Source organism: Mycobacterium sp. 852014-52450_SCH5900713, assembly GCF_001667075.1.
Classification (GTDB): domain Bacteria; phylum Actinomycetota; class Actinomycetes; order Mycobacteriales; family Mycobacteriaceae; genus Mycobacterium.
The window spans coordinates 144,493-163,648 of record NZ_LZIL01000042.1; the positions used below are offsets into that span (position 1 = coordinate 144,493).

The 19,156-nt window shown below is 67.5% G+C and carries 21 protein-coding genes; 10 read left to right on the plus strand and 11 right to left on the minus strand.

Annotated elements, in window-relative coordinates:
• Positions 1-352: 352 nt before the first annotated feature.
• From A5773_RS11895 to A5773_RS11910, 4 genes are all read right to left on the minus strand, one after another.
• A complete protein-coding gene (locus A5773_RS11895; protein ID WP_067208598.1) occupies positions 353-685 on the minus strand; it encodes a GNAT family N-acetyltransferase in 333 nt (110 codons plus the stop codon).
• Complete coding sequence (locus A5773_RS11900) at positions 672-1,655, minus strand: pirin family protein (protein ID WP_067791027.1); 984 nt, start codon at positions 1,653-1,655, stop codon at positions 672-674. The genes A5773_RS11895 and A5773_RS11900 overlap by 14 nt, the downstream gene beginning before the upstream one ends.
• A 27-nt stretch (positions 1,656-1,682) precedes the next feature.
• Positions 1,683-3,065, minus strand: a complete 1,383-nt coding sequence (locus A5773_RS11905) for an acyl-CoA dehydrogenase family protein (RefSeq protein ID WP_067791028.1) — start codon at positions 3,063-3,065, stop codon at positions 1,683-1,685.
• Positions 3,066-3,154: 89 nt separating this feature from the next.
• Positions 3,155-3,571, minus strand: coding sequence for a WhiB family transcriptional regulator (locus A5773_RS11910; RefSeq protein WP_066950950.1), 417 nt, complete (start codon positions 3,569-3,571; stop codon positions 3,155-3,157).
• A 143-nt stretch (positions 3,572-3,714) separates the two neighbouring features.
• On the opposite strand from A5773_RS11910, the gene A5773_RS11915 reads away from it, so the two are divergent.
• The 6 genes from A5773_RS11915 to A5773_RS11940 all read left to right on the plus strand — a co-directional run bounded on the left by A5773_RS11915 (position 3,715) and on the right by A5773_RS11940 (position 7,827).
• Entirely contained in the window at positions 3,715-4,485 is a 771-nt protein-coding gene (locus A5773_RS11915) for a helix-turn-helix domain-containing protein (protein WP_067791029.1), read from the plus strand.
• Positions 4,482-5,294 (plus strand): C40 family peptidase, encoded by an 813-nt coding sequence (locus A5773_RS11920; protein ID WP_067791030.1) that lies wholly within the window; start codon positions 4,482-4,484, stop codon positions 5,292-5,294. Before A5773_RS11915 ends, A5773_RS11920 begins: the two co-directional genes overlap by 4 nt.
• A gap of 16 nt (positions 5,295-5,310) precedes the next feature.
• Positions 5,311-5,673 carry a DUF4226 domain-containing protein gene (locus tag A5773_RS11925; RefSeq protein WP_066951365.1) on the plus strand — a complete coding sequence of 121 codons (363 nt, stop codon included), beginning with the start codon at positions 5,311-5,313 and terminating at the stop codon, positions 5,671-5,673.
• A 125-nt stretch (positions 5,674-5,798) separates the two neighbouring features.
• Entirely contained in the window at positions 5,799-7,151 is a 1,353-nt protein-coding gene (locus A5773_RS11930) for a DUF4226 domain-containing protein (RefSeq protein ID WP_067791031.1), read from the plus strand.
• 50 nt (positions 7,152-7,201) lie between these two features.
• Positions 7,202-7,519: an ESX-1 secretion-associated protein gene (locus A5773_RS11935; protein WP_066950935.1), complete on the plus strand. Its 318-nt coding sequence runs from the start codon at positions 7,202-7,204 to the stop codon at positions 7,517-7,519.
• The gene (locus tag A5773_RS11940) at positions 7,516-7,827 is read left to right on the plus strand and encodes a DUF2694 family protein (RefSeq protein WP_066950931.1); all 312 of its coding nucleotides are present in this window, start codon (positions 7,516-7,518) and stop codon (positions 7,825-7,827) included. Before A5773_RS11935 ends, A5773_RS11940 begins: the two co-directional genes overlap by 4 nt.
• A 4-nt stretch (positions 7,828-7,831) precedes the next feature.
• Here the strand turns inward: A5773_RS11940 and A5773_RS26280 are convergent, their stop codons facing one another.
• The gene (locus A5773_RS26280) at positions 7,832-7,975 is read right to left on the minus strand and encodes a hypothetical protein (RefSeq protein WP_167374087.1); all 144 of its coding nucleotides are present in this window, start codon (positions 7,973-7,975) and stop codon (positions 7,832-7,834) included.
• 82 nt (positions 7,976-8,057) lie between these two features.
• On the opposite strand from A5773_RS26280, the gene A5773_RS11945 reads away from it, so the two are divergent.
• Positions 8,058-9,890, plus strand: a complete 1,833-nt coding sequence (locus A5773_RS11945; protein ID WP_066950927.1) for a DUF5631 domain-containing protein — start codon at positions 8,058-8,060, stop codon at positions 9,888-9,890.
• Positions 9,891-9,956: 66 nt separating this feature from the next.
• The gene (locus A5773_RS11950; RefSeq protein WP_369817354.1) at positions 9,957-10,280 is read left to right on the plus strand and encodes a DUF2710 family protein; all 324 of its coding nucleotides are present in this window, start codon (positions 9,957-9,959) and stop codon (positions 10,278-10,280) included.
• 64 nt (positions 10,281-10,344) lie between these two features.
• Here the strand turns inward: A5773_RS11950 and A5773_RS11955 are convergent, their stop codons facing one another.
• Together A5773_RS11955 and A5773_RS11960 are read right to left on the minus strand one after the other, a co-directional pair.
• On the minus strand, positions 10,345-11,118 hold the full coding sequence (locus tag A5773_RS11955) for a TIGR03084 family metal-binding protein (protein WP_067791058.1): 774 nt from the start codon (positions 11,116-11,118) through the stop codon (positions 10,345-10,347).
• Positions 11,118-12,437, minus strand: coding sequence for an MFS transporter (locus A5773_RS11960; protein ID WP_067266470.1), 1,320 nt, complete (start codon positions 12,435-12,437; stop codon positions 11,118-11,120). Before A5773_RS11960 ends, A5773_RS11955 begins: the two co-directional genes overlap by 1 nt.
• Before the next feature lie 142 nt (positions 12,438-12,579).
• Here A5773_RS11960 and A5773_RS11965 point away from each other — a divergent pair, with 142 nt between their 5' ends.
• Positions 12,580-13,185, plus strand: coding sequence for a YqgE/AlgH family protein (locus tag A5773_RS11965; protein ID WP_066950921.1), 606 nt, complete (start codon positions 12,580-12,582; stop codon positions 13,183-13,185).
• Positions 13,186-13,212: 27 nt separating this feature from the next.
• Here A5773_RS11965 and A5773_RS11970 read toward each other — a convergent pair whose 3' ends face one another.
• Together A5773_RS11970 and A5773_RS11975 are read right to left on the minus strand one after the other, a co-directional pair.
• Positions 13,213-13,554: a hypothetical protein gene (locus tag A5773_RS11970; RefSeq protein ID WP_067266473.1), complete on the minus strand. Its 342-nt coding sequence runs from the start codon at positions 13,552-13,554 to the stop codon at positions 13,213-13,215.
• 64 nt (positions 13,555-13,618) lie between these two features.
• Entirely contained in the window at positions 13,619-14,812 is a 1,194-nt protein-coding gene (locus A5773_RS11975; protein ID WP_067791033.1) for an LpqN/LpqT family lipoprotein, read from the minus strand.
• A 179-nt stretch (positions 14,813-14,991) separates the two neighbouring features.
• Here A5773_RS11975 and leuS point away from each other — a divergent pair, with 179 nt between their 5' ends.
• Positions 14,992-17,901, plus strand: coding sequence for a leucine--tRNA ligase (leuS, locus tag A5773_RS11980; RefSeq protein ID WP_067791035.1), 2,910 nt, complete (start codon positions 14,992-14,994; stop codon positions 17,899-17,901).
• 11 nt (positions 17,902-17,912) lie between these two features.
• Here the strand turns inward: leuS and A5773_RS11985 are convergent, their stop codons facing one another.
• Both A5773_RS11985 and A5773_RS11990 read right to left on the minus strand, forming a co-directional pair.
• A complete protein-coding gene (locus A5773_RS11985; RefSeq protein WP_066950906.1) occupies positions 17,913-18,584 on the minus strand; it encodes an SDR family oxidoreductase in 672 nt (223 codons plus the stop codon).
• A 48-nt stretch (positions 18,585-18,632) separates the two neighbouring features.
• Positions 18,633-19,139 (minus strand): MarR family winged helix-turn-helix transcriptional regulator, encoded by a 507-nt coding sequence (locus A5773_RS11990; RefSeq protein WP_066950902.1) that lies wholly within the window; start codon positions 19,137-19,139, stop codon positions 18,633-18,635.
• Between the last annotated feature and the right edge of the window lie 17 nt (positions 19,140-19,156).

Consider the following 19,156-nt stretch of genomic DNA (forward strand, 5'->3'; position numbering starts at 1 on the left):
CAGGCGTTTCAACGATCAATGCAAGCCTTACGCTCCGGGGCCCCATCCTTAGCTGGGATGTAGCCAATGACCGAGGCACAATTACGATAGCTGTCGCACCAACTCAGGGAGCAGAGTCGCCCGATAAGTGGTTCGACGCAGCGCTCATTCGCCAGCACCTCGATCACTACGACTCAACGAAGCTTGTCCCCCTGGAGGCGACAGTGGCATGGGTGCGCGACAACATAGGCCGGGTCGAAAACCTATTCGTAGACGAACAAGCCGCTCGCGCTTGCGAGGAGCTCAACGCGCTTGCACAGCTACGCGCAACCAGGTTGTTCGGTCCCCCGAGCCAAAACTGACAAAACCTCGGCTACGACGACCGCACCCACCGCTGAATCTCCGGCGTAACGGCGTCGGTGATGTCGTCGAATTCGGGATGCTTCTTGAGGACCGTGCCGATCATCGAGCACACGGGGACGATCCGCTTGCCTTCGCCGCGAGCCTCGTTGAGCGCCTCCTCGACGAGGATGGTCGCCAGGCCGCGTCCGCCATACGCTGGGTCGATTTCGGTGTGGTAGAAGACGCGCTGGTCGCCGCGGTCGGCGAAGTCGGCGAGGCCGACCTGCTTGCCTTCCACGGCAATGGTGTACCGGCCCTCCTCGAGGCTGACGGTCGCTTCTGCTCCGGTCTTATCGGCGGTCATGGTTGCTTTCCTTTCGTTGCGGTCCTTGTCGAGGCCGCAGCCGAGTGGTCGGCAGCGGCGGGGCGGGCAATCGGGTGAGCGAACCCCGATAGCCGTGGACGGCGCCGAATCGTTCGTCGCCGTCCTCCCATAGTTCGCGGTAACCCACGATGTCGTCGTGGCTTCGCCCGACGAAGTTCCACCACATCACTATGTCTTCAGTGAACGGTGTGCCGCCGAGCAGGAGTACCCGGGCGGGCCGATCCCCCACGTTGCGCAGGTGCAGCGACGAAGCGCCGGGGCTCAGGTAGGCGAGCTCGGCAACCGCCAGCGGGGTCTCCTCCACACGCACGGCGCCCAGATCGCAGAGCACACCGTGCTCGTATGCCGGGTCGACACCGATGTCGAGGCGAGCGCCGGCGTCGAGATCGATCTGCGCGCCCAGTACCGGTGTGAAGGTATGCACCGGCGACCGGCTGCCGGCCAGTCCGCCGAGGAACACCCGCGCCGTCGCGCCGGCCAACGACACCGGCTCGGGCACGTAGTGGGCGAAATCGCGGCCGGTGTCGCGATCGGAATCGGGAAGCGCCACCCAGAGCTGGACACCGTGCAAGGCTGACGGCGACGTCACCGACACCTCGGAATGACCGATACCGGCACCCGCAGTCATGAGGTTGAGCTCGCCTGGCCGCACTGCCGCATGCACCCCGGCGCTGTCGTTGTGCTCCACTTCCCCACTGAACAACCAACTGACCGTTTGTAATCCGGTGTGCGGATGAGGTGGAACGTCCATGCGCGCCGACGTCGGGCCGTAATGGTCGATGAAACACCATGCCCCGATCAGCGAACGGTTCCGTTGCGGAAGCGTGCGCTGCACCCGCATGGCCCGCGGGCCGCCCAGTGGGACCTCCCTGGGCGCCAGCACCTCGGTGCCCACGCCTGGCGAGGTAGCGCCGGCGAGTTCGACGGGTGTCGACTCAAGGTTGCTCATGGTCCACTCGACCGTACCCAGACCCCGTTACTTGCTTGGCGGTCGGAGCACCTTCATGGCCAGCCGCATGACGGGTTCGGGCACCCGGTCCTGCATGGAAAGCGCTGTATCGGCGACACGGGAGCGTAGCGGGGTGCCGCGACCGAAAACCCGGTTCAGCGGGCCGCCGGACGGCTCGAGCACCACATGCAGTGGCGGCGTGCCGACGGCGGCACCCAGCGCGTTCGCGATCACCATCCGCTGAATCTCGCTCGTGCCCTCAAAAATAGTGTATAGCTTGGCATCCCGATACCACTTCTCCACGGGGTGATCGGTGATGTAGCCCCAGCCGCCCATGGTTTGAATGGCGCGCTCGGTGGCTTTGACGGCGACCTCGCTGGCGGCCATCTTCGACATCGAGCCTTCCCCGCGCTCGAAGGGAACGTTGTTGGCTGCCATCCACGACGCCCGCCAGGTCAAGAGCCGCGCCGCGTCGATCTGGGTGGCCAACTCCGCCAGCGGGAAGGCGATGCCCTGGTTGTCGATGATCGGTCCGCCGAACGCCTCGCGCTCCGTGGCGTACGCCGTCGCGTACTCGAGCGCCGCGCGCGCGATCCCGATGGCCTGCGCGGCGACCATCGGCCGCGTCTGCTCGAACGTGCCCAACGTCGCTGAGCCCGATCGCTGGGCGCCCGCAACCACCTCGCGGGCTTTGGCGAGTTTGTGCTCTAGTTTGTCCTGTCCCCCAAGCAAATTGGCGCCCGGTACGCGGACGCCTTCGAACAACAACTCCGCGGTGTGTGACGCACGGCAGCCGAGCTTGTCCAGCTTGCGCACGAGCTTGAGCCCGGGCGTGCCACCGGGCACCACAAACAATGCCTGACCACGATGGCCTAGTTCCTCGTCGACCACCGCGTTGACCACGTGCACGTTGGCGATCCCGCCGTTGCCGATCCACATCTTGTGGCCGTCGATGATCCAGTCGTCACCGTCGCGGCGCGCGTGAGTGCGCAGATTTCGTACGTCGCTGCCGCCCTCGGGTTCCGAGATCGCCAGGGCGGCAAGCTTGAGATCGCCCGGGGTGCCGAAGCATTCGGGCGCCCATTCCAACATCTGCTCCGGAGATGCTGCCTGCCCGATCGCCGAAAGGGCCAGCGCTGGCATCACGATCGCCAACCCGATCCCCGCGCAGCCCCAAAACAGCTCCTCCATGAACATCGGCAACGAGAGGCCGGTGGGATCGCCGATCAGGTCGCGGTAGAACAAGGGGCTGTAAAAGCCGCGCTCGGCCGCCTCCTCCAGGACCGGCCACGGAAACTCCTGCCGTTGGTCGTAGTGGAGCGCCACCGGGCGGATCACTTCTTCGGCGAACTCGTGCGTCCGCCGGGCGAGGTCGTGCTGCGCCGCCGTCGGGGTCAGGTCGAACGTCATGGATCCCGCCTCTGGGTCGACTGACTCGTTCGTGCCGAAGCTCTACCCCGTTGGGTGAGTTAGCAAACGGCCATACCCAGGACGGAGCGTCAGGCCGCGGAACGAGGCCCCACTTGCGCCAGGGGCAGGTGCAAAACCACCGCGGTCACCGGAACGGCCTCATGCTCGTGGTTGGCGAGCAGGGCCGCATTCTCCGGTAGCTGGCGTGAGTTGATCTCGCCGGACGCGATGCGCCGCAGGACGTCGTGGGCCTGGGCAAGCTGCTCGCGCTTGCGGTATTGACCCCCGGGAAGTTTGACGCCGGCCCACACGCCGTACTCCTCGCGGTGCGCGATGGCATGTTGGGCGCACCGACGCTGCTGCGCGAGCGGGCAGCGCCGCAGGCACTGAATGCGCGCCTCGACGGCCGACCGCTCGTACGCACGGGCCTTCGCCGCGCCGTCGCCACCGTCGTCGTCGGGGTAGCCGAACCACAGTTCCGGGTTGGTAGCGCAGGGGTGTCCCATGTCGGTCTCCTTGTCGAGCTTGAAACGTAGGCAAAAGCGTATACAGACATGGCGCCCGAGCGCAAGAGAAACGAGACGAAAACGTATATACATAGGGATACGCTGCGGCCTGTGTACTATCCGGCCTATGGCCGGAGCCTGCGGTGAGCCGTGAATCGGCAGGTGCGGCAATCCGCGCTCTGCGAGAGTCGCGCGACTGGTCGCTAGCCGACCTCGCGGCCGCGACCGGTGTCAGCATCATGGGCCTGAGCTTTCTGGAACGCGGGGCCCGTAAGCCGCACAAAAGCACAGTTCAGAAGGTCGAGAATGGCCTAGGCCTCCCGCCGGGCACCTATTCTCGGTTGTTGGTGGCGGCCGATCCGGACGCGGAACTGGCCCGGCTGATGGCCGCGCAACCGCCTGCCGCCGTCCCCGCCCGGCGCACCGGGCCCGTCGTCGTGGACCGTCACAGCGACACAGAAGTGCTGGAAGGATATGCCGAAGCCCAACTGGAAGCCCTCAAATCCGTCATCGATCGCTTGCCTGCGACAACATCAAACGAATATGAGACGTATATTCTGTCTGTGATCGCTCAGTGCGTGAAGGCAGAGATGCTGGCCGCCGGCTCCTGGCGGGTCGCCGTGAACGCTGGCGCGGACTCGACGGACCGGCTGATGACGCACCTCCAAGCCCTCGAGGCGACGCGCACGGCCCTGCTGAAACGACTGCCAACCAGCTTGAGCGCCCGCTTCGACGGGGCATGTGCGCAGTCGTCGCTGCCCGAGACCGTGATCGCTGCATTGGTGGGTGTCGACGTCGAGGAACTCTGGGACATCCGCAACCGGGGGGTGATCCCCCCGGGGGCACTCCCCCGCGTGCGCGCCTTCACCGACGCCGTGGAGTCGGGAAGCCAGCTGGGCGAGGGGGCGCCGTGACCCAGAGCGAGATCGAGGTGCTCAGCCGTGCTCATGACATGTTCGCCGGTGGCATCCGCCCGTCTTCGGTGGACGCGGGCACCGGGCATTACCGCAATCTGCTGCAGAGGACGGCCGGGCTGAACGATGGAGTGGCACGCGGCGGCTATCGGCTCGCGGTGGACCACAGCCGGCAACGGCTTGCGGCCGCCGCCGCCACGGACGCCGCCGCGGCGGGCGTCATCGCCCGTGCCCATCGCGATCGGGCCGAGGCTCGCGACCTGACTGGCGGCGTTCTTGATGAAGCCCGTGCCGACGCCGCGGAGGTTCCGGCGACACCGATGGCGCAGCGCGAGGCGATGCGTCGTCGGGCGGCGCGACTGCGGGCCCAGCGCGCGCACGTCCTGTCAGCCCGTTTCCGGGCGCGTCGACGCCTCGCCGAACTGCGGGCGCTGCGCTACCAACTCCTGCGCCACCGTCCCGCCGGATTGAACGGGCGCGCCGCAATCGCGGTGCGCGCCGCACTGTCGCGTCTGGGCCGACCCTACGTGTGGGGCGCGACGGGGCCCGACCAGTTCGATTGTTCGGGGCTCGTCCAGTGGAGTTATGCGCAAGCGGGAATTCGCTTGGACCGCACCACTTATCAGCAGATCAACGACGGGATCCCGGTGCCCCGTTCGCAAGTCCGGCCGGGCGACCTCGTCTTCCCGCACGCCGGGCATGTCCAGCTGGCCATCGGGAACAATCTGGTAGTCGAGGCGCCCTACTCGGGCGCTTCGGTGCGGATCAGCCCACTAGGCCCCAACGTTGCGATCCGCCGACCGCTATGACAAACAGGGTGAGCCGATGACGGAACAAGCAGGACCTTCGGTAGCCGCCATGCAGGCGCGGCAGTCGGCTCTGGCCGGCCAGCACGGCACGGCGGCCGACGCCGACCGCGTGCTGGCAGAGGTGCTCACCAGCGCGCATGCCGCGATGCGAGAGGGCGCCAGGCGTCTGGATGCCATCGCCGAGCAGATCGACCACGCCACCGTGCACCAAGCGAACCTCGCGGTCGATACGCCCATGGGGGCCCGCGAGTTTCAGCGATTCCTGCTGGCCAAACAGCGCGAGATCACCGCGGTCGTCGAGGGCGCCCGCGAACTCAGCCGAGCGAAAAAGGCTGTGCTGGAAGGCCTCCGGGACCGGTACGCCGCCGGCAATGCCTAGCAAGGCGGCGATTTCGGTGTCATCCACACCGGCCCGGCACGGTGAATTGATGGCGGGGACCGGCCTGGGTACTGTCGCCGGGCATGGAGGGGTCGCAACGCATCCCGCAAGGACGTGCGTAGCTGATGTCGGCGCACGAGGAGCTGCTTGCCGCGGTGAAATATGTCCGAGACCGCACCGGTGACCCAAACGCGTGGGTGGCGGGTCTGTCGCCCGGTGAGCTGGCCGCAGTGATCACCCCGACGACGCGCCCCGAACAGCTGCAGGCGATCGCGGGCAAGATCCGCCAACGAGATGCGGCCGCACCGGATCGTGAGCAGGGCGAGGCGGCGGAAGCGATTGCGCACGCCGAAGTTGCTCTGTCACACCAGAATTCGGCGAGTTCTCAGCTAGACATGCAGGTGATCACGGCTATCTTGAACGCCCACCTCAACGCCGTCGAAGGCAGTCAAGCGCTGAGCAAGTTGCAGCAAGACACCGAAGCCGCGGTGCGAACACGATCGGACCTGGACACTCCGGCCGGAGCGCGCGACTTCCAGCGATTTCTGATCGGCAAGCTCAGAGACATTCGTGCGGTGGTCCTCAACGCGAGCCTCGACGACACGTCGAAGTCGGCGCTGATGGCCGCCTGGACATCGCTATATGACGCATCCAAGGGAGAACCGAGCAGTCCCGATGAACGGCCGTCGGCACAGACGGTCGGCGCCGACGCGGCTACGACAGAGGATTCCGAGTGGGATCCGTTGCTCGATTCGTTGTTCGCCGACGATCCGGGCGCCGCAACCGATGATCTGTCGGGAGGTGCTGTGCCGGAGGTAGCGAGCGCTCCGGCGGCGCCCATGGCTCCTGTGCTGCCGCCCATGCCCAACTTTGGTTCGGGACTGCCGAGCTTCGGCGCGACGCCGGCCGGGCTGCCACTTCCCAACCTGCAGGGCGACGACACAGCGGATCCGGCGCTGCAGGGCCTCGACGACGAAGGAGTGCCGGACTCCGAGGACGATTCGGATCCGAAGACCGAGGCTTCATCCGATCAACCCGGCGACACCGACGGGGACGCTGCGACGCTCGAGGGCGAATCACCACCGGCGGGCCCGACCACGGTGACTTTGCCCGACGGGGAAACGTTTACGGCGGCCAGCCCCCAGCTGGCGGCGGCAATCAAAGCCGCGGTCGGCGGAGTGGCGATACCAGATGCCTTCCAACAGCAGGGAATAACGATCCCACCGCCGGGCACCGCGGTGACCAACCCGATCGACGCCTCGCACGTCGCTCCGGCCGATATCGGAATGTTCATCGACCGGCACGCGCTTGCCCTCGGCGCAGGAAAAGCCCTACTCGATGGCCAAATTCAAGACATCGCCACCGTGAGCGGCCCAAGCTTTCTAGGCTGGGAACATCCGCCGGCCGCAGCCGCGACCGCGCCGGCGACGCCCGACACACCGACACCCACGCGGCCGGCGACCTCGTCGACCACCTGACAATAGTTATCTCGCCGGTCTGGCCGGCGGCCGTGAACAGGAGACAGCGGATGGCAGATTCGATCCATGTGGTCCCCGCGCACTTGCGTCAAGCCGCTGCGCGCCACCAGGAAACCTCCGATTACTTGCGCACGGTCCCGTCGTCGCACGAGGCGATCCAGGAAAGCCTGGATTCGCTGGGCCCGATCTTCGGTGAACTTCGCGACGCCGGGCGGGAACTGCTTGAGCTCAGACGACAGTGCTACGAGCAGCAAGCGGCGGACCACGCCGACCTGGCAGACAAATTGGCGGCGTCGGCGACGATGTGGGAACAGCACGAGCAGGATGCGGCGCGCAGCCTCGGCGGCATCGCTGACCGCGGTCGATGACGGACGCGAATCCCGCTTTTGACACCGTTCACCCGAGTGGGCACATCCTGGTACGCTCCTGCCGCGGCGGGTATATGCACAGCGTTGCGCTGAGCGAAGAGGCGATGGAGACCGACGCCCAGACGCTGGCACGAGGCATTTTGCTGACCGCCGACGTGTCTTGCCTGAAGGCATTGCTCGAGATTCGCGACGAGATCGTGGCGGCCGGTCACACCCCCTCGGCCGAGGTTCCAACCCCGCGAGACCTCGATGCGGCGATCGAGAAGTTACTCGCGCACAAACTGCGCCGCCGTCACAGCGCCATCTAGCGGCCTACAACAGCCAGGTCTTGGCCGCCTCGGGATCTGGAGCGATGTCGGTGGGCGGCTCTACGGGGTTGGGGCCGAACAACTCTCGTGCGCGGGCGAGTAAGGCACGCACCTCATCGAGTTGCTGCTGCAGGGCAGATTCAGCCATATCTGCACGGTACTCAGGCCGTCAAAGCTGCACAATTCACTGATCGAATAAGCCATCCGGCAGATGCCGGTACGCTGAGCCGGTGGCGATCTTCGGTCGGATGACGGCGCGTCAGCGCCTCCGGAGAGCTACCCGGGAATCACTGGCGATGCCGGCCTTCAGCTCTCCCATCGATTGCACCCCGTGGGTGGTCGGTGGGCTTTGGCCTGCCGAGCTGTCAACGATCACCGCCGAAAATGCCACGCTCGCAGACTATCTAAAGACGGACCTGCAGCGGATCGCCGACAGCGCCAACGAGCAGCTGAAAATGGTCAAGCGGGCGGGTCTGGCCGATCTTGCGCGTCAGGCGCAGGAGGCCCGGGTCATCGACGAGGCGCGGGGCCGCGCCGTCCGCCGAGTCGAATCGACGATTCGCCAGCTGCACGCGGCGAAGGCCGGGGTGATTGCTGGATATCTCCGCCCGGAGGCCACCGAGCCGCAGTCATCGGACATGGACCAGACCCAGGTCATCCCTGCTGTCCCGAACTCGCGACCTTCCGAAGCGCCCACCAGGGACGTGCGCCGGCCGCGCTGGCGGGTTGCGGACAAGCCGGCCCCTTCCATGCCGCAAGGCGGGGACGAGGCCGAGGCACCTGTCCATGACACCGCCGTCGAAAAGAAGGCCGCGGCGCCGGATATGGAGGAGACGCAGGTCATTCCCTTTGTCACGGAGCTGGAGCCCGTCGTCGAGCCAACCGCGAATGCCGAGCCCGATTGGGGGCCCGTCGCCAACGGCCGTCACCACCTGGAGGTGGAGGAGCCGGCAACCGAGCAGGACCAGCCCGAATGGGGGTCCGACATCGATGCCGCGGACGGTGTCGCGGGGGCGCCGATGGAGGAGACGCAGGTCATCCCCGCGATCACCGAGCCCGAGGCGGTGGTTGACGAGCCGGACAGCCACCAGATCGCCGAGGACGACATCCCGGCGACCTCGATGGAGGCGACGCAGGTCATTCCCGCCATCACCGAGGCGGAACCCGTCGTCGACGAAGCCGTCGCCAACGGTCGTCACCACGCCGTGCCCGAAGAGCCGGCACCGGCCCAGGACGAGGCGCAACAGCCGGCACAGCAGCCAGAACCCGCCGAGGACTCGGTGGCTTCGATGGAGGAGACACAGGTCATCCCCGTCATCACGGAGCCCGCCCCCGTGGTTGACGAGCCGGCCGAGGGCCCGGCGAGCCAGGACGAGCCGGATGCACCGCAGGAGCCCGCCGCTCGGCCCCTCCGGCAAAAGGACATCGCCGCAACGAGTTTCGACACGGACCGGCTGAATCGGCTCCTCGAATTCGTGGTCCGCCAAGAGTCGCGGCTCAACTGGGCGGTCGGCGACCTTTTGGACGGCACGACCGTCCTGGTCACCGACCTCGCGCACGGCTGGATACCGGCAGGGATCAATCTCCCAGCTGGCGTTCGGTTGCTGGAACCCGAGCGACGTACCGGCCGGGTGTCCGCCTTGATCGGCGACGCGGCGCGCGTCGTGACCTACGCTCCTGGTGATTCGCTGCGCCGCTCGCCCGACTTCACCGCCACGAAATCGTCGCTGGAACCGCGCGAGCTGCCGCCCATAAGCGATCTGGCCAGGGTGCTGAGTGAGACCACGCGCCGGTTTGACGGACTCCCCCGCATCGTGCAGAGGCTGGCGGACGCGGCCGCCGCGGAAGCGGTTGTCATCGACCAAGAGGTCGACGTGCTGCGCGTGCACCTCGATACGGCGCGCTACCAACTTTTGGTCCAGTACCCGACCGTGAACCCGGCTCTCCTGCTCAAGTGTCTGTTGATGGCCGCCACCGAAGGCATCGCGAGCGGAGACACGGTATCGGCGAACTATCACCTCGCCTGGTACCAGAAACTCGCCACCGAGGCGCCCGCCCCGTAGCCGCCATGGGGTGCACCGGTCACCCGCGAGTTTGAATTGACGCTGGTTGGAGGGGGCGACGATACTGTGATCGTGTCGGATTCGGGCGGTCGCGCGGATCTCAGCGACAAGAATCTCGTCGAATCAGTTCTCCGCGAACTGAGCGAGGCGGCCGACAAGTGGGAAGCCCTGGTGGCCCAGGCCGAGGCCGTCACCTACAGCGTCGACCTCGGTGACATCTATGCCGTGGCGAATTCCGATGGCCGATTGCTCAAGCTGACTCTGCACCCCGGCGTGATGACCGGATACGCCCACGGCGAGCTTGCCGACAGGCTGAACCTCGCGATCTCAGCGCTGCGCGAGGAGGCGGAAGCCGAGAACCGGGCAAGTTACGGCGGCCCGCTGCAGTAACCGCGCGCTCATCGACCGGCGCGTGCGTCGGATGGGCGCCGGCTCTCTTCGCGCGCTCGCGCGCTCATCGACCGGCGCCGGGAGGGCCGGCGAAGGCTTGCGCAATCTCCAGCCAGCGCTGCGCGTCGGGCCCATCGGCGGTGATGTCGAGGGCGCTGAGCGGCCGCCGCTGGGTGACCAGAAAGCAGAAGTCTTCGGCGGAACCGGTGACCCGTTGCGCCGCGTCCGGCGATCCCCAGCTCCAGGTGTCACCACCGGGTCCGCGCAGCTCGACCAGGAACGGCTCGGCCGGAGCCGGGAGATTGTTGACGAAAAAGGCGTAGTCGCGCGTACGCACCCCCAAGTGGGCGATCGAGCGCAGCCGGTCGGTGGCCACCCGTTTCACGCCCAGCGCATCGGCGACGTCCAAGCCATGCGCCCAGGTCTCCATCAACCGCGCGGTGGCCATCGACGCCGCACTCATCGGCGGCCCGAACCACGGGAGCTTGCGCCCGGCGGGAACCATCAGCAGCTCTTCGTGCAACCGGGAACGGGTCGAGCGCCAGTCGGCGAGCAGCTCGGCCGGCGCTATAGCCGCCAATTCTTCGGCGCCCGCGTCGACGAAGCCCGTCGGGTTCGCGGCGGCGGCCTTGAGCTGTTCGGCGAAGCCGGCCTCGTCGGTGACCGAGGTCAGCGCGACACGGTCGGTCCACAGCAGGTGCCCGATCTGATGCGCGATGGTCCAACCCGGCGCGGGCGTCGGTTCGGCCCAGCGTTCGGCTGGCAGCGGCGCTACCAGGGCGTCAAGCTCGTCGCTTTCGGCGCGTAGGTCGGCCACAATCGGTTCCAGACCCGCCATCATTGCCTCCGATCGTCGGTTGCGCCCGCCGGGTAGCGATTATTCGCCTGGTCGCCGCGCCGGCCCAGGATGCCGTGCATGGCCAGGCCGGCCAGGTAGAGCCCGGAAGCGACCAGGACGACTGCGGGCGCATGCCCATCCGCGGGAATCAACGCCGCGGCCGCCGTGATCGCGGCGATGAACGCCACCCAGAACAGCGCGTCTTGGACGGCGAACACGTGTCCGCGAAGGGCGTCGTCGACGTCCATCTGCATTGCCGAGTCGGCGCACAGCTTGACCATCTGCCCGGTCACACCGAGGAAAAAGCCGCACCCCACCATGACCGGTAGCAGCAACCCCGCTCCGGCGACCTCGATGATCGCCGAGGCCGCGAGCGCACCGTTGACCGTCGCGTAGCGCCCCCAGCGACGAACCGCCGGCGGCGTCAGCACGTTGGCCAGAAACGCGCCCAGGCCGGCGGCGCCGAAAAACACCAGAGCTGTGCCCAGTCCCCCGACTGCGGGGTCGGTCAGGTGGTGCACCAGCAACAAGACCAGCAGGGAGTTGATGCCGATCACCATCCGGTGCGCGGCCAGGCCCGACAGCGTGGCGGCGACCGTCGGCCGTTGCGCCACGGTACGTGCACCGTGCAGCCAGCCGGTGACCACGGCGTAGAGGACCGGTCCGTGGATCGCCCGCTTGGTGTCGTCGGGGCCCAGCACGCGGGACCCGAACCGTAGCGACAGCAGCAATGCGATCGACACGGGTGCCGCGGTGAGGAAGATGATCGCCGAGGCGCCCTTGTCGCCCGCGCCGACCAGGAACCGCGGAACGAGCATGAAGTTGGCACCGATGAAGGCGGCGATGGCCCCGGACGCATTGGCCAACGCGTTCATGGTCACGACCTGTTCGCGGGGCACGACGTGCGGCAGCGACGCCGACAGCCCGGACGCGACGAACCGGGCTAAGCCGTTGGCGAAGAGCGCGCCCAACAACAGCGGCAGGTCGCCGGCTCTGACGGCGAGGATCGTGCCGATCGCGGCGATCAGGATGAGGCGGCCGACGTTGGCGCCGACGAGCACCAGCCGCCGGTCCCAGCGGTCCATCAGCGCGCCGGCGAACGGCCCCAGCAGCGAGTACGGCAGGAACAGCACGGTGAACGCCCGGGCGATTGCCATCGGATCGGCGGCCCGGTCCGGATTGAACAGCAACGCTCCGGCCAGACCGGCCTGGAACAGCCCGTCACCGAATTGACTTGCCATGCGCACCTGCAGCAGGCGCCAGAAGTCTGGCAAACTGCGCACCGACCGCCATATTTCGACGGGTGCGCTTGAGTGCATCCGGGATTGGATCACTAAACCGACTTCCAAAGTTGGGGCTAGCAAGCTCGTCACCGTCCGAGCCGACTTACCAACAGTACAAATCTTCACGCCCCGCGCTTGATTCCCCCGGGTCCCAGGCACCGGATGCGATGATGGTTGGGTGCCGCCGCCCGAGGACCCAGAGGACTATGTCGCGCCGGCCGCGCAGCGGGTGCGCGCGGGGACGTTGCTGCTTGCCAACACCGATCTTTTCGAACCGACGTTTCGGCGCAGCGTGATCTACATCGTCGAGCACAACGACGGCGGCACGTTGGGGGTCGTGCTGAACCGGGCCAGCGAGACCGCGGTTTACAACGTGCTGCCGCAGTGGACCAAGTTGGCGGCCAAGCCGAAGACGATGTTCATCGGCGGCCCGGTGAAGCGGGACGCGGCGCTATGCCTGGCGGCATTGCGCGTTGGCGCCGATCCGCAGGGGGTGGCCGGGCTGCGGCATGTGGATGGCCGGGTGGTGATGGTCGATCTCGACGCCGACCCCGACACGATCGCTCCCCTGGTGGAGGGAGTGCGCATTTTCGCGGGCTACTCAGGCTGGACCATTGGCCAGCTGGAAGGTGAAATCGAACGCGACGACTGGATCGTCTTGTCCGCGTTGCCATCTGACGTCTTGGCGGGGTCGAGGTCCGACCTGTGGGCGCACGTGCTGCGCCGCCAGCCGTTGCCCTTGTCGTTGCTTGCTACCCACCCGATAGATTTGAGCCGCAACTAGGGGCACTCCCCCGGGTCCGCTCGGGCTTCAGTGGCAAGACTGCGTGCAGCCGGCGCAGGTCCCCCCGCAGCCGGGCGCCGCCGCTTCTTGCTGTAGCGCGAAGCGCGCACTCTGCCATGACCCGGCGGCCACCGTTCCGAAGGCGCCGGCCACACAGACGATCAATACCACCAGCGCGGTGTGCGGGGAGGCTGCCAGCGCCACCACACCGCCGGCGGCCAGCATGATTGCCGCCGCCAGTTGCGCCGGAGCCATGGACCGCAGCGCGAGCGCGGTGGGGTCGACGGTCTGGGTGCGCGCCAACGACCAAGTTCCGAACCCGGCGGAGGCCACCGCCGCACACATGCACAGCACACCGGCAATAAGCATGGCCTCACAATACGAGCCCGGACACCGGTCCGCTCAGCGGGCTCCGGAGGAGCCGCGGCACCGCTCAGTGCTGCAGGAACGAGAAATTGGGCAGCGGCGGGAGGCCGGGGACCAGGGCTAACAGGTTCGGCGTGGGCTGACGGCTGGGCATCGGCGCCGGGGGCAAGCCCACCGGGGGAGCGGTGGCCGAGGTTTGCCGGAGCGGAGCCACGGCGGGAGCCTGGGCGACCGGAGCTGTGGCGGGCGCCTGCCCGACCGGAGCGGTGGCCGGTATCTGCCCGACGGGAGCCGCGGCAGGCACTTGGGGGACCGGAGCAGCGGCAGGAACCTGCGGCACGGGAGCCGCGGCAGGAACCTGCGGGGCGGGAGCCTGGGCCGGGGTCAGCCCGACCGGCGAGGCGGCCGGGGTCTGGACCGGCGCGGGCGCCGGGGACCCGGGAACGGTAACGCGGAAGCCGTTGACGATGGCGTCGGTGGCGGGTGCGTCGGCGACGGCCACCGCACGATCGGTGGTCACCGCGAGCGACACCAGGTACTTGTCGCGCCCCGAGGTGGCGATGACGTGGCGCCGCGAGGTGTTCAGCGTCATGTCGCCGTCGCGGTACGTGCCTTCGACGATCGACGACGGGAAGCCGCCGAAATCGGCCATCGAGGCGTTGGTGGGCTGCCAGGCCAGCAGCTTCTGGCTGTCGACGTAGCCGTGGCTGATGGCCTCGCGGGGGTCGAAATCACCGACGAGCTTGTACACCACCACCTGTGCATTCGAGGAGTAGATGCTGCTGCCCTGCCGGTCGGCGATCACCGCGAACGCGTCGGGAACGTTGGGATCGGGCACCTGAGTCCAGCGGGCCGGCACCGGCAAAGTGATGTCAAGTGCCTTGAGGCCCTGGGGTTTTTGCGCCTCAAGCTTGACGCCCTTCGACTGGAGGTACTCACGGATCGTCCCGGAAGTGGCCGGGGCTGGAGTGACCGCCGGGGCGACCGGCGGGGGGGGGGCGGCCGCCGCCGGCACCGTTGCACCCGGGGTCGTCGGCGATGCGACCGGATTCGCCGCCGGGGGGGCGGCGAGGAACCGGTTGGCGGGCGCCTGTCCGGGCGCGGCCGCGACGTTCTGCGGCCCCGGGATGGCAGGAGCGGGTGCTGGCGCGGGAAGTAAGGGGTCCGCCAATGCCTGGGCGCTCGAGACAACCGCCATGCCGATCAGGCCGGCGACCATACCCCCGAGGAGCGCACGGCGGGCGGGGACGATCTCAATCATCTGCCTCGGTCCTTCCAATGGCGCACTGCCAGGTCATCAGAGGCCGACTGTAACTACAGGTCAAAGGCCATGGATAGGCTCGAAATACAGCTGGGATGAACCCCTGATCCGTGCGCAACGGAACCGAGATCATCCTGTGGCCGGCGCTAGGCCCGACGTGACCCTTATACCCTGTTCAGGTGACCGAATCCCCGACCACCGCCGAGAGCAACTCCGGTGCCGTTCAGACGGACCCCGATGCGCCGACGTATCGCTACACCGCGGCGCTGGCGGGCCGTATCGAGAGCACCTGGCAGGAGAACTGGGCGAAGCTCGGGACGTTCAACGTGCCCAACCCGGTCGGCTCGTTGGCCCCGACGGATGGCAGCCCGGTCCCCGCTGACAAGTTGTTCGTGCAGGACATGTTTCCCTACCCGTCGGGCGAGGGGCTGCACGTCGGTCATCCGCTGGGCTACATCGCCACCGACGTCTACGCCCGCTACTTCCGGATGACCGGACATAACGTCCTGCACGCGTTGGGGTTCGATTCCTTCGGGCTGCCCGCCGAGCAATACGCCGTGCAAACCGGCACTCACCCGCGCACCCGCACCGAGGCCAACGTCGTGAACTTCCGCCGTCAGCTTGGCCGGTTGGGTCTCGGCCATGACAGCCGGCGCAGCTTTTCCACCACCGACGTCGAGTTCTACAAGTGGACGCAGTGGATCTTCCTGCAGATCTATAACGCCTGGTTCGACACCGCGGCCCGCAAGGCCCGCCCGATCGCCGAGCTGATCGCGGAATTCGATTCCGGCGCAAGGCAGCTCGAAGACGGCCGTGATTGGTCTGCGCTGTCGGCGGGGGAGCGGGCCGACGTGATCGACGGCCATCGATTGGTCTACCGCGCCGACTCGATGGTCAACTGGTGTCCGGGTCTGGGCACGGTGCTGGCCAACGAAGAGGTGACCGCCGACGGTCGCAGTGATCGCGGCAACTTCCCGGTATTCCGGAAACGCTTGCGGCAGTGGATGATGCGGATCACCGCCTACGCCGACCGGCTTCTCGACGACCTGGAGTTGCTGGATTGGCCGGAGCCGGTCAAAACCATGCAGCGCAACTGGATTGGCCGTTCCACCGGCACCCGGGCGCTGTTCTCGGCGAACAACGCCGGCGGCGAGACGGTCGACATCGAGGTGTTCACCACCCGGCCGGACACCATGTTCGGTGCCACCTACCTGGTGCTCGCCCCGGAGCACGACCTGGTCGACGGGCTGGTCGCAACGAGCTGGCCCGAGGGGACCGACGCCCGTTGGACTTACGGCGCCGCAACGCCGGGGGAGGCCGTCGCCGCGTACCGGCAGACGATCGCGGCGAAGTCGGACCTCGAGCGCCAGGAGAGCAGGGAGAAGACGGGCGTCTTCCTGGGCAGCTACGCGACCAATCCCGCCAACGGCAAGCCGGTGCCGATCTTCATCGCCGACTACGTACTGGCCGGATACGGCACAGGCGCCATCATGGCGGTTCCCGGCCACGACCAGCGCGACTGGGATTTCGCCCATGAGTTCGGCCTTCCCATCGTGGAAGTCATTGCCGGGGGCGATATTTCGGAGGCCGCTTACCCCGGCGACGGCGTGCTGGTGAACTCCGGCTACCTGGACGGAATGAATGTGCCGGCCGCCAAGGAAGCGATCACTGCCCGCTTGGAGGCGGACGGCCGCGGCTGGGCGCGGATCGAATTCAAGCTGCGGGACTGGCTTTTCGCCCGGCAGCGCTACTGGGGCGAGCCGTTCCCGATCGTCTACGACAGCGACGGGCGCGCCCATGCTCTCGACGAGGCCGCGCTGCCTGTCGAGCTGCCCGATGTGCCCGACTATTCACCGGTGCTGTTCGACCCCGACGATGCCGACAGCGAGCCTTCGCCACCATTGGCGAAGGCGACCGAGTGGGTGCACGTCGAACTTGACTTGGGCGACGGTCTGCAGCCCTACACCCGCGACACCAACGTGATGCCGCAGTGGGCCGGTAGCTCCTGGTATGAACTGCGATACACCGATCCGCACAATTCGGAAAGGTTGTGCGCCAAGGAGAACGAGGCCTATTGGATGGGGCCGCGGCCGGCCGAGCACGGCCCGCAGGACCCCGGCGGTGTCGACCTGTATGTCGGCGGCGCCGAACACGCGGTGCTGCACCTGTTGTATGCCCGGTTCTGGCACAAGGTGTTGTACGACCTGGGCCACGTGAGTTCCCGGGAGCCGTACCGCCGCTTGGTCAACCAGGGCTACATCCAGGCTTTCGCCTACACCGACTCGCGCGGGTCGTATGTCCCGGCCGACGAGGTGGTGGAGCGCGGTGGCGGATTCTTCTATCCGGGCCCGGGCGGTGAGATCGAGGTCTTCCAGGAATTCGGCAAAATCGGTAAGAGCCTGAAGAATTCGATTTCACCCGACGAGATCTGCGACGAGTACGGTGCGGACACTCTGCGGGTGTACGAGATGTCGATGGGCCCGCTGGAGGCCTCCCGCCCGTGGGCCACCAAGGATGTCGTCGGGGCGCACCGCTTTTTGCAGCGTGTGTGGCGGCTGGTGGTCGACGAACAGACCGGCCGGACCCGGGTGCTCGACGTGGCCGGACAACAGGAGCTCGACTCCGACACCCTGCGAGCGCTGCACCGCACCGTCGCGGGGGTATCGGAAGACTATGCCGCACTGAGGAATAACACCGCAGCGGCCAAGCTGATCGAGTACACCAACCACCTCACCAAGGAGCACCGCGACGCCGTTCCCCGGGCCGCGGTCGAGCCGCTGGTGCTGATGTTGGCGCCGCTGGCTCCCCATATGGCTGAGGAGCTATGGCTGCGGCTGGGCCACTCCACGTCGCTGGCGCACGGCCCGTTCCCGCAGGCCGATCCGGCCTACCTGGTTGACGACAGCGTCGAATACCCGGTCCAGGTCAACGGCAAGGTGCGTGGACGGGTGGTGGTGGCCGCCGACGCTGATCAGGACACCCTGAAGGCCGCGGCATTGTCGGACGAGAAGGTCCAGGCATTCTTGGCGGGCGCCAATCCCCGCAAGGTGATCGTGGTCCCCGGCCGGCTGGTGAACCTGGTCGTCTAGCGGGTCGCGAGTCACCGGCCCGCGGGCCGCAGCACCACCTCGTGGACGTGGCCGTCGGGCGGCGTCGCCAGCACGTTGGCGACCGCTGCCGCGACGGTTTCCGGCTTGAGAAACTTCGCCGCGTCGTACGTCCCGCCCTCGAATGCGACGAGTTCGCGCTGCATTTCAGTGTCGGTGCGGCCCGGGTAGACCGTCGTCACCCGCAGCTGCGGTTCGTCGGCGCGGAGCGAGTCCGCGAAGGCGCGCAACGCGAACTTACTGGCCGAGTAGGAGGCCATGCCGGGCGAAACGTTGCGCCCCGCACCGGAGTTGATGAAGACCACCTGCCCTCGGGCACGCCGCAGCGCCGGTAGCAGCGCCAGTGTAAGTCCCACCGGTCCAAGCACATTGACGGCGAAGGTGGCGCGCCACTCATCGACGTCGGAATCCGCGACATGACCGGGGATCGACACCCCGGCGTTGTGCACCAGCACATCGAGTTCGTCCACGATCTCGCAGGCGGCCTCGATCTCCGCGGTGTCGGTGAGGTCCACTGGGAACGTCGTCGCGTCCAGCCTCCGGGCAACGGCGTCGAGCCGGTCGGAGGGCCGACCGGCCAGCAGCAGAGTGTGGGTGGGGGCCAGCGCGGTGGCGATCGCGGAACCGATGCCGCCGCCGGCGCCGGTGATGAGTGCAGTTGGCATGCACCGTAGTCTACGGGCACCGCCAAACTCGTTGAAAGGCAGTTATTTTCAAGCCTCTTTACGGGCGGGCGGCGCACCCGCGGGCGCGGGCGCCGGTTCGCCGCAGGCCAGCCGCTCGAGCGGAGCCAGCGCCTGCATCAGGGTGCCGAGGTCGGACGCGGGCAGCTGACTGAGCATCGCGGCCAGCGAGGCGCGCCGGTTGGCCAGGGACTCGCCGTGGACGGCACGCCCGCGCGGGGTGATGTCGACCAGCACGGCACGCAGGTCGGACGGGTCGCGCGAGCGTTTCACCAGCCCCAGCTTTTCCAGCCGGCGGATCGCCACGGTGGTGGTGGGAGTGCGGACCCGCTCATGGGCAGCCAGGTCGGTCATCCGAATCGGCCCCTGATCCAGCAAGGTGACCAGAATCGACAGTTGCGCCAACGTTAATTCGCCCGCGGCCGCGGTGCCGCTCGGGTCCCCGCGCCGCAGAATCGAAAACAATTTGGACAGCGCACGGTGCAAACCTTCCGCAAGCTCGGTGACGTCGGCCGCGGGGGATTCGCTGTCCGCCATAAACGGGGAGTCTAACG

Bases quoted from the DNA above. Each gene is read 5' to 3' on its own strand.
- A5773_RS11895 (WP_067208598.1), bottom strand. From the start codon at position 685: ATGACCGCCGATAAGACCGGAGCAGAAGCGACCGTCAGCCTCGAGGAG.
- A5773_RS11900 (WP_067791027.1), bottom strand. From the start codon at position 1,655: ATGAGCAACCTTGAGTCGACACCCGTCGAACTCGCCGGCGCTACCTCG.
- A5773_RS11905 (WP_067791028.1), bottom strand. From the start codon at position 3,065: ATGACGTTCGACCTGACCCCGACGGCGGCGCAGCACGACCTCGCCCGG.
- A5773_RS11910 (WP_066950950.1), bottom strand. From the start codon at position 3,571: ATGGGACACCCCTGCGCTACCAACCCGGAACTGTGGTTCGGCTACCCC.
- A5773_RS11925 (WP_066951365.1), top strand. From the start codon at position 5,311: ATGACGGAACAAGCAGGACCTTCGGTAGCCGCCATGCAGGCGCGGCAG.
- A5773_RS11930 (WP_067791031.1), top strand. From the start codon at position 5,799: ATGTCGGCGCACGAGGAGCTGCTTGCCGCGGTGAAATATGTCCGAGAC.
- A5773_RS11935 (WP_066950935.1), top strand. From the start codon at position 7,202: ATGGCAGATTCGATCCATGTGGTCCCCGCGCACTTGCGTCAAGCCGCT.
- A5773_RS11940 (WP_066950931.1), top strand. From the start codon at position 7,516: ATGACGGACGCGAATCCCGCTTTTGACACCGTTCACCCGAGTGGGCAC.
- A5773_RS26280 (WP_167374087.1), bottom strand. From the start codon at position 7,975: ATGGCTGAATCTGCCCTGCAGCAGCAACTCGATGAGGTGCGTGCCTTA.
- A5773_RS11955 (WP_067791058.1), bottom strand. From the start codon at position 11,118: ATGGCGGGTCTGGAACCGATTGTGGCCGACCTACGCGCCGAAAGCGAC.
- A5773_RS11960 (WP_067266470.1), bottom strand. From the start codon at position 12,437: ATGCACTCAAGCGCACCCGTCGAAATATGGCGGTCGGTGCGCAGTTTG.
- A5773_RS11970 (WP_067266473.1), bottom strand. From the start codon at position 13,554: ATGCTTATTGCCGGTGTGCTGTGCATGTGTGCGGCGGTGGCCTCCGCC.
- A5773_RS11975 (WP_067791033.1), bottom strand. From the start codon at position 14,812: ATGATTGAGATCGTCCCCGCCCGCCGTGCGCTCCTCGGGGGTATGGTC.
- A5773_RS11985 (WP_066950906.1), bottom strand. From the start codon at position 18,584: ATGCCAACTGCACTCATCACCGGCGCCGGCGGCGGCATCGGTTCCGCG.
- A5773_RS11990 (WP_066950902.1), bottom strand. From the start codon at position 19,139: ATGGCGGACAGCGAATCCCCCGCGGCCGACGTCACCGAGCTTGCGGAA.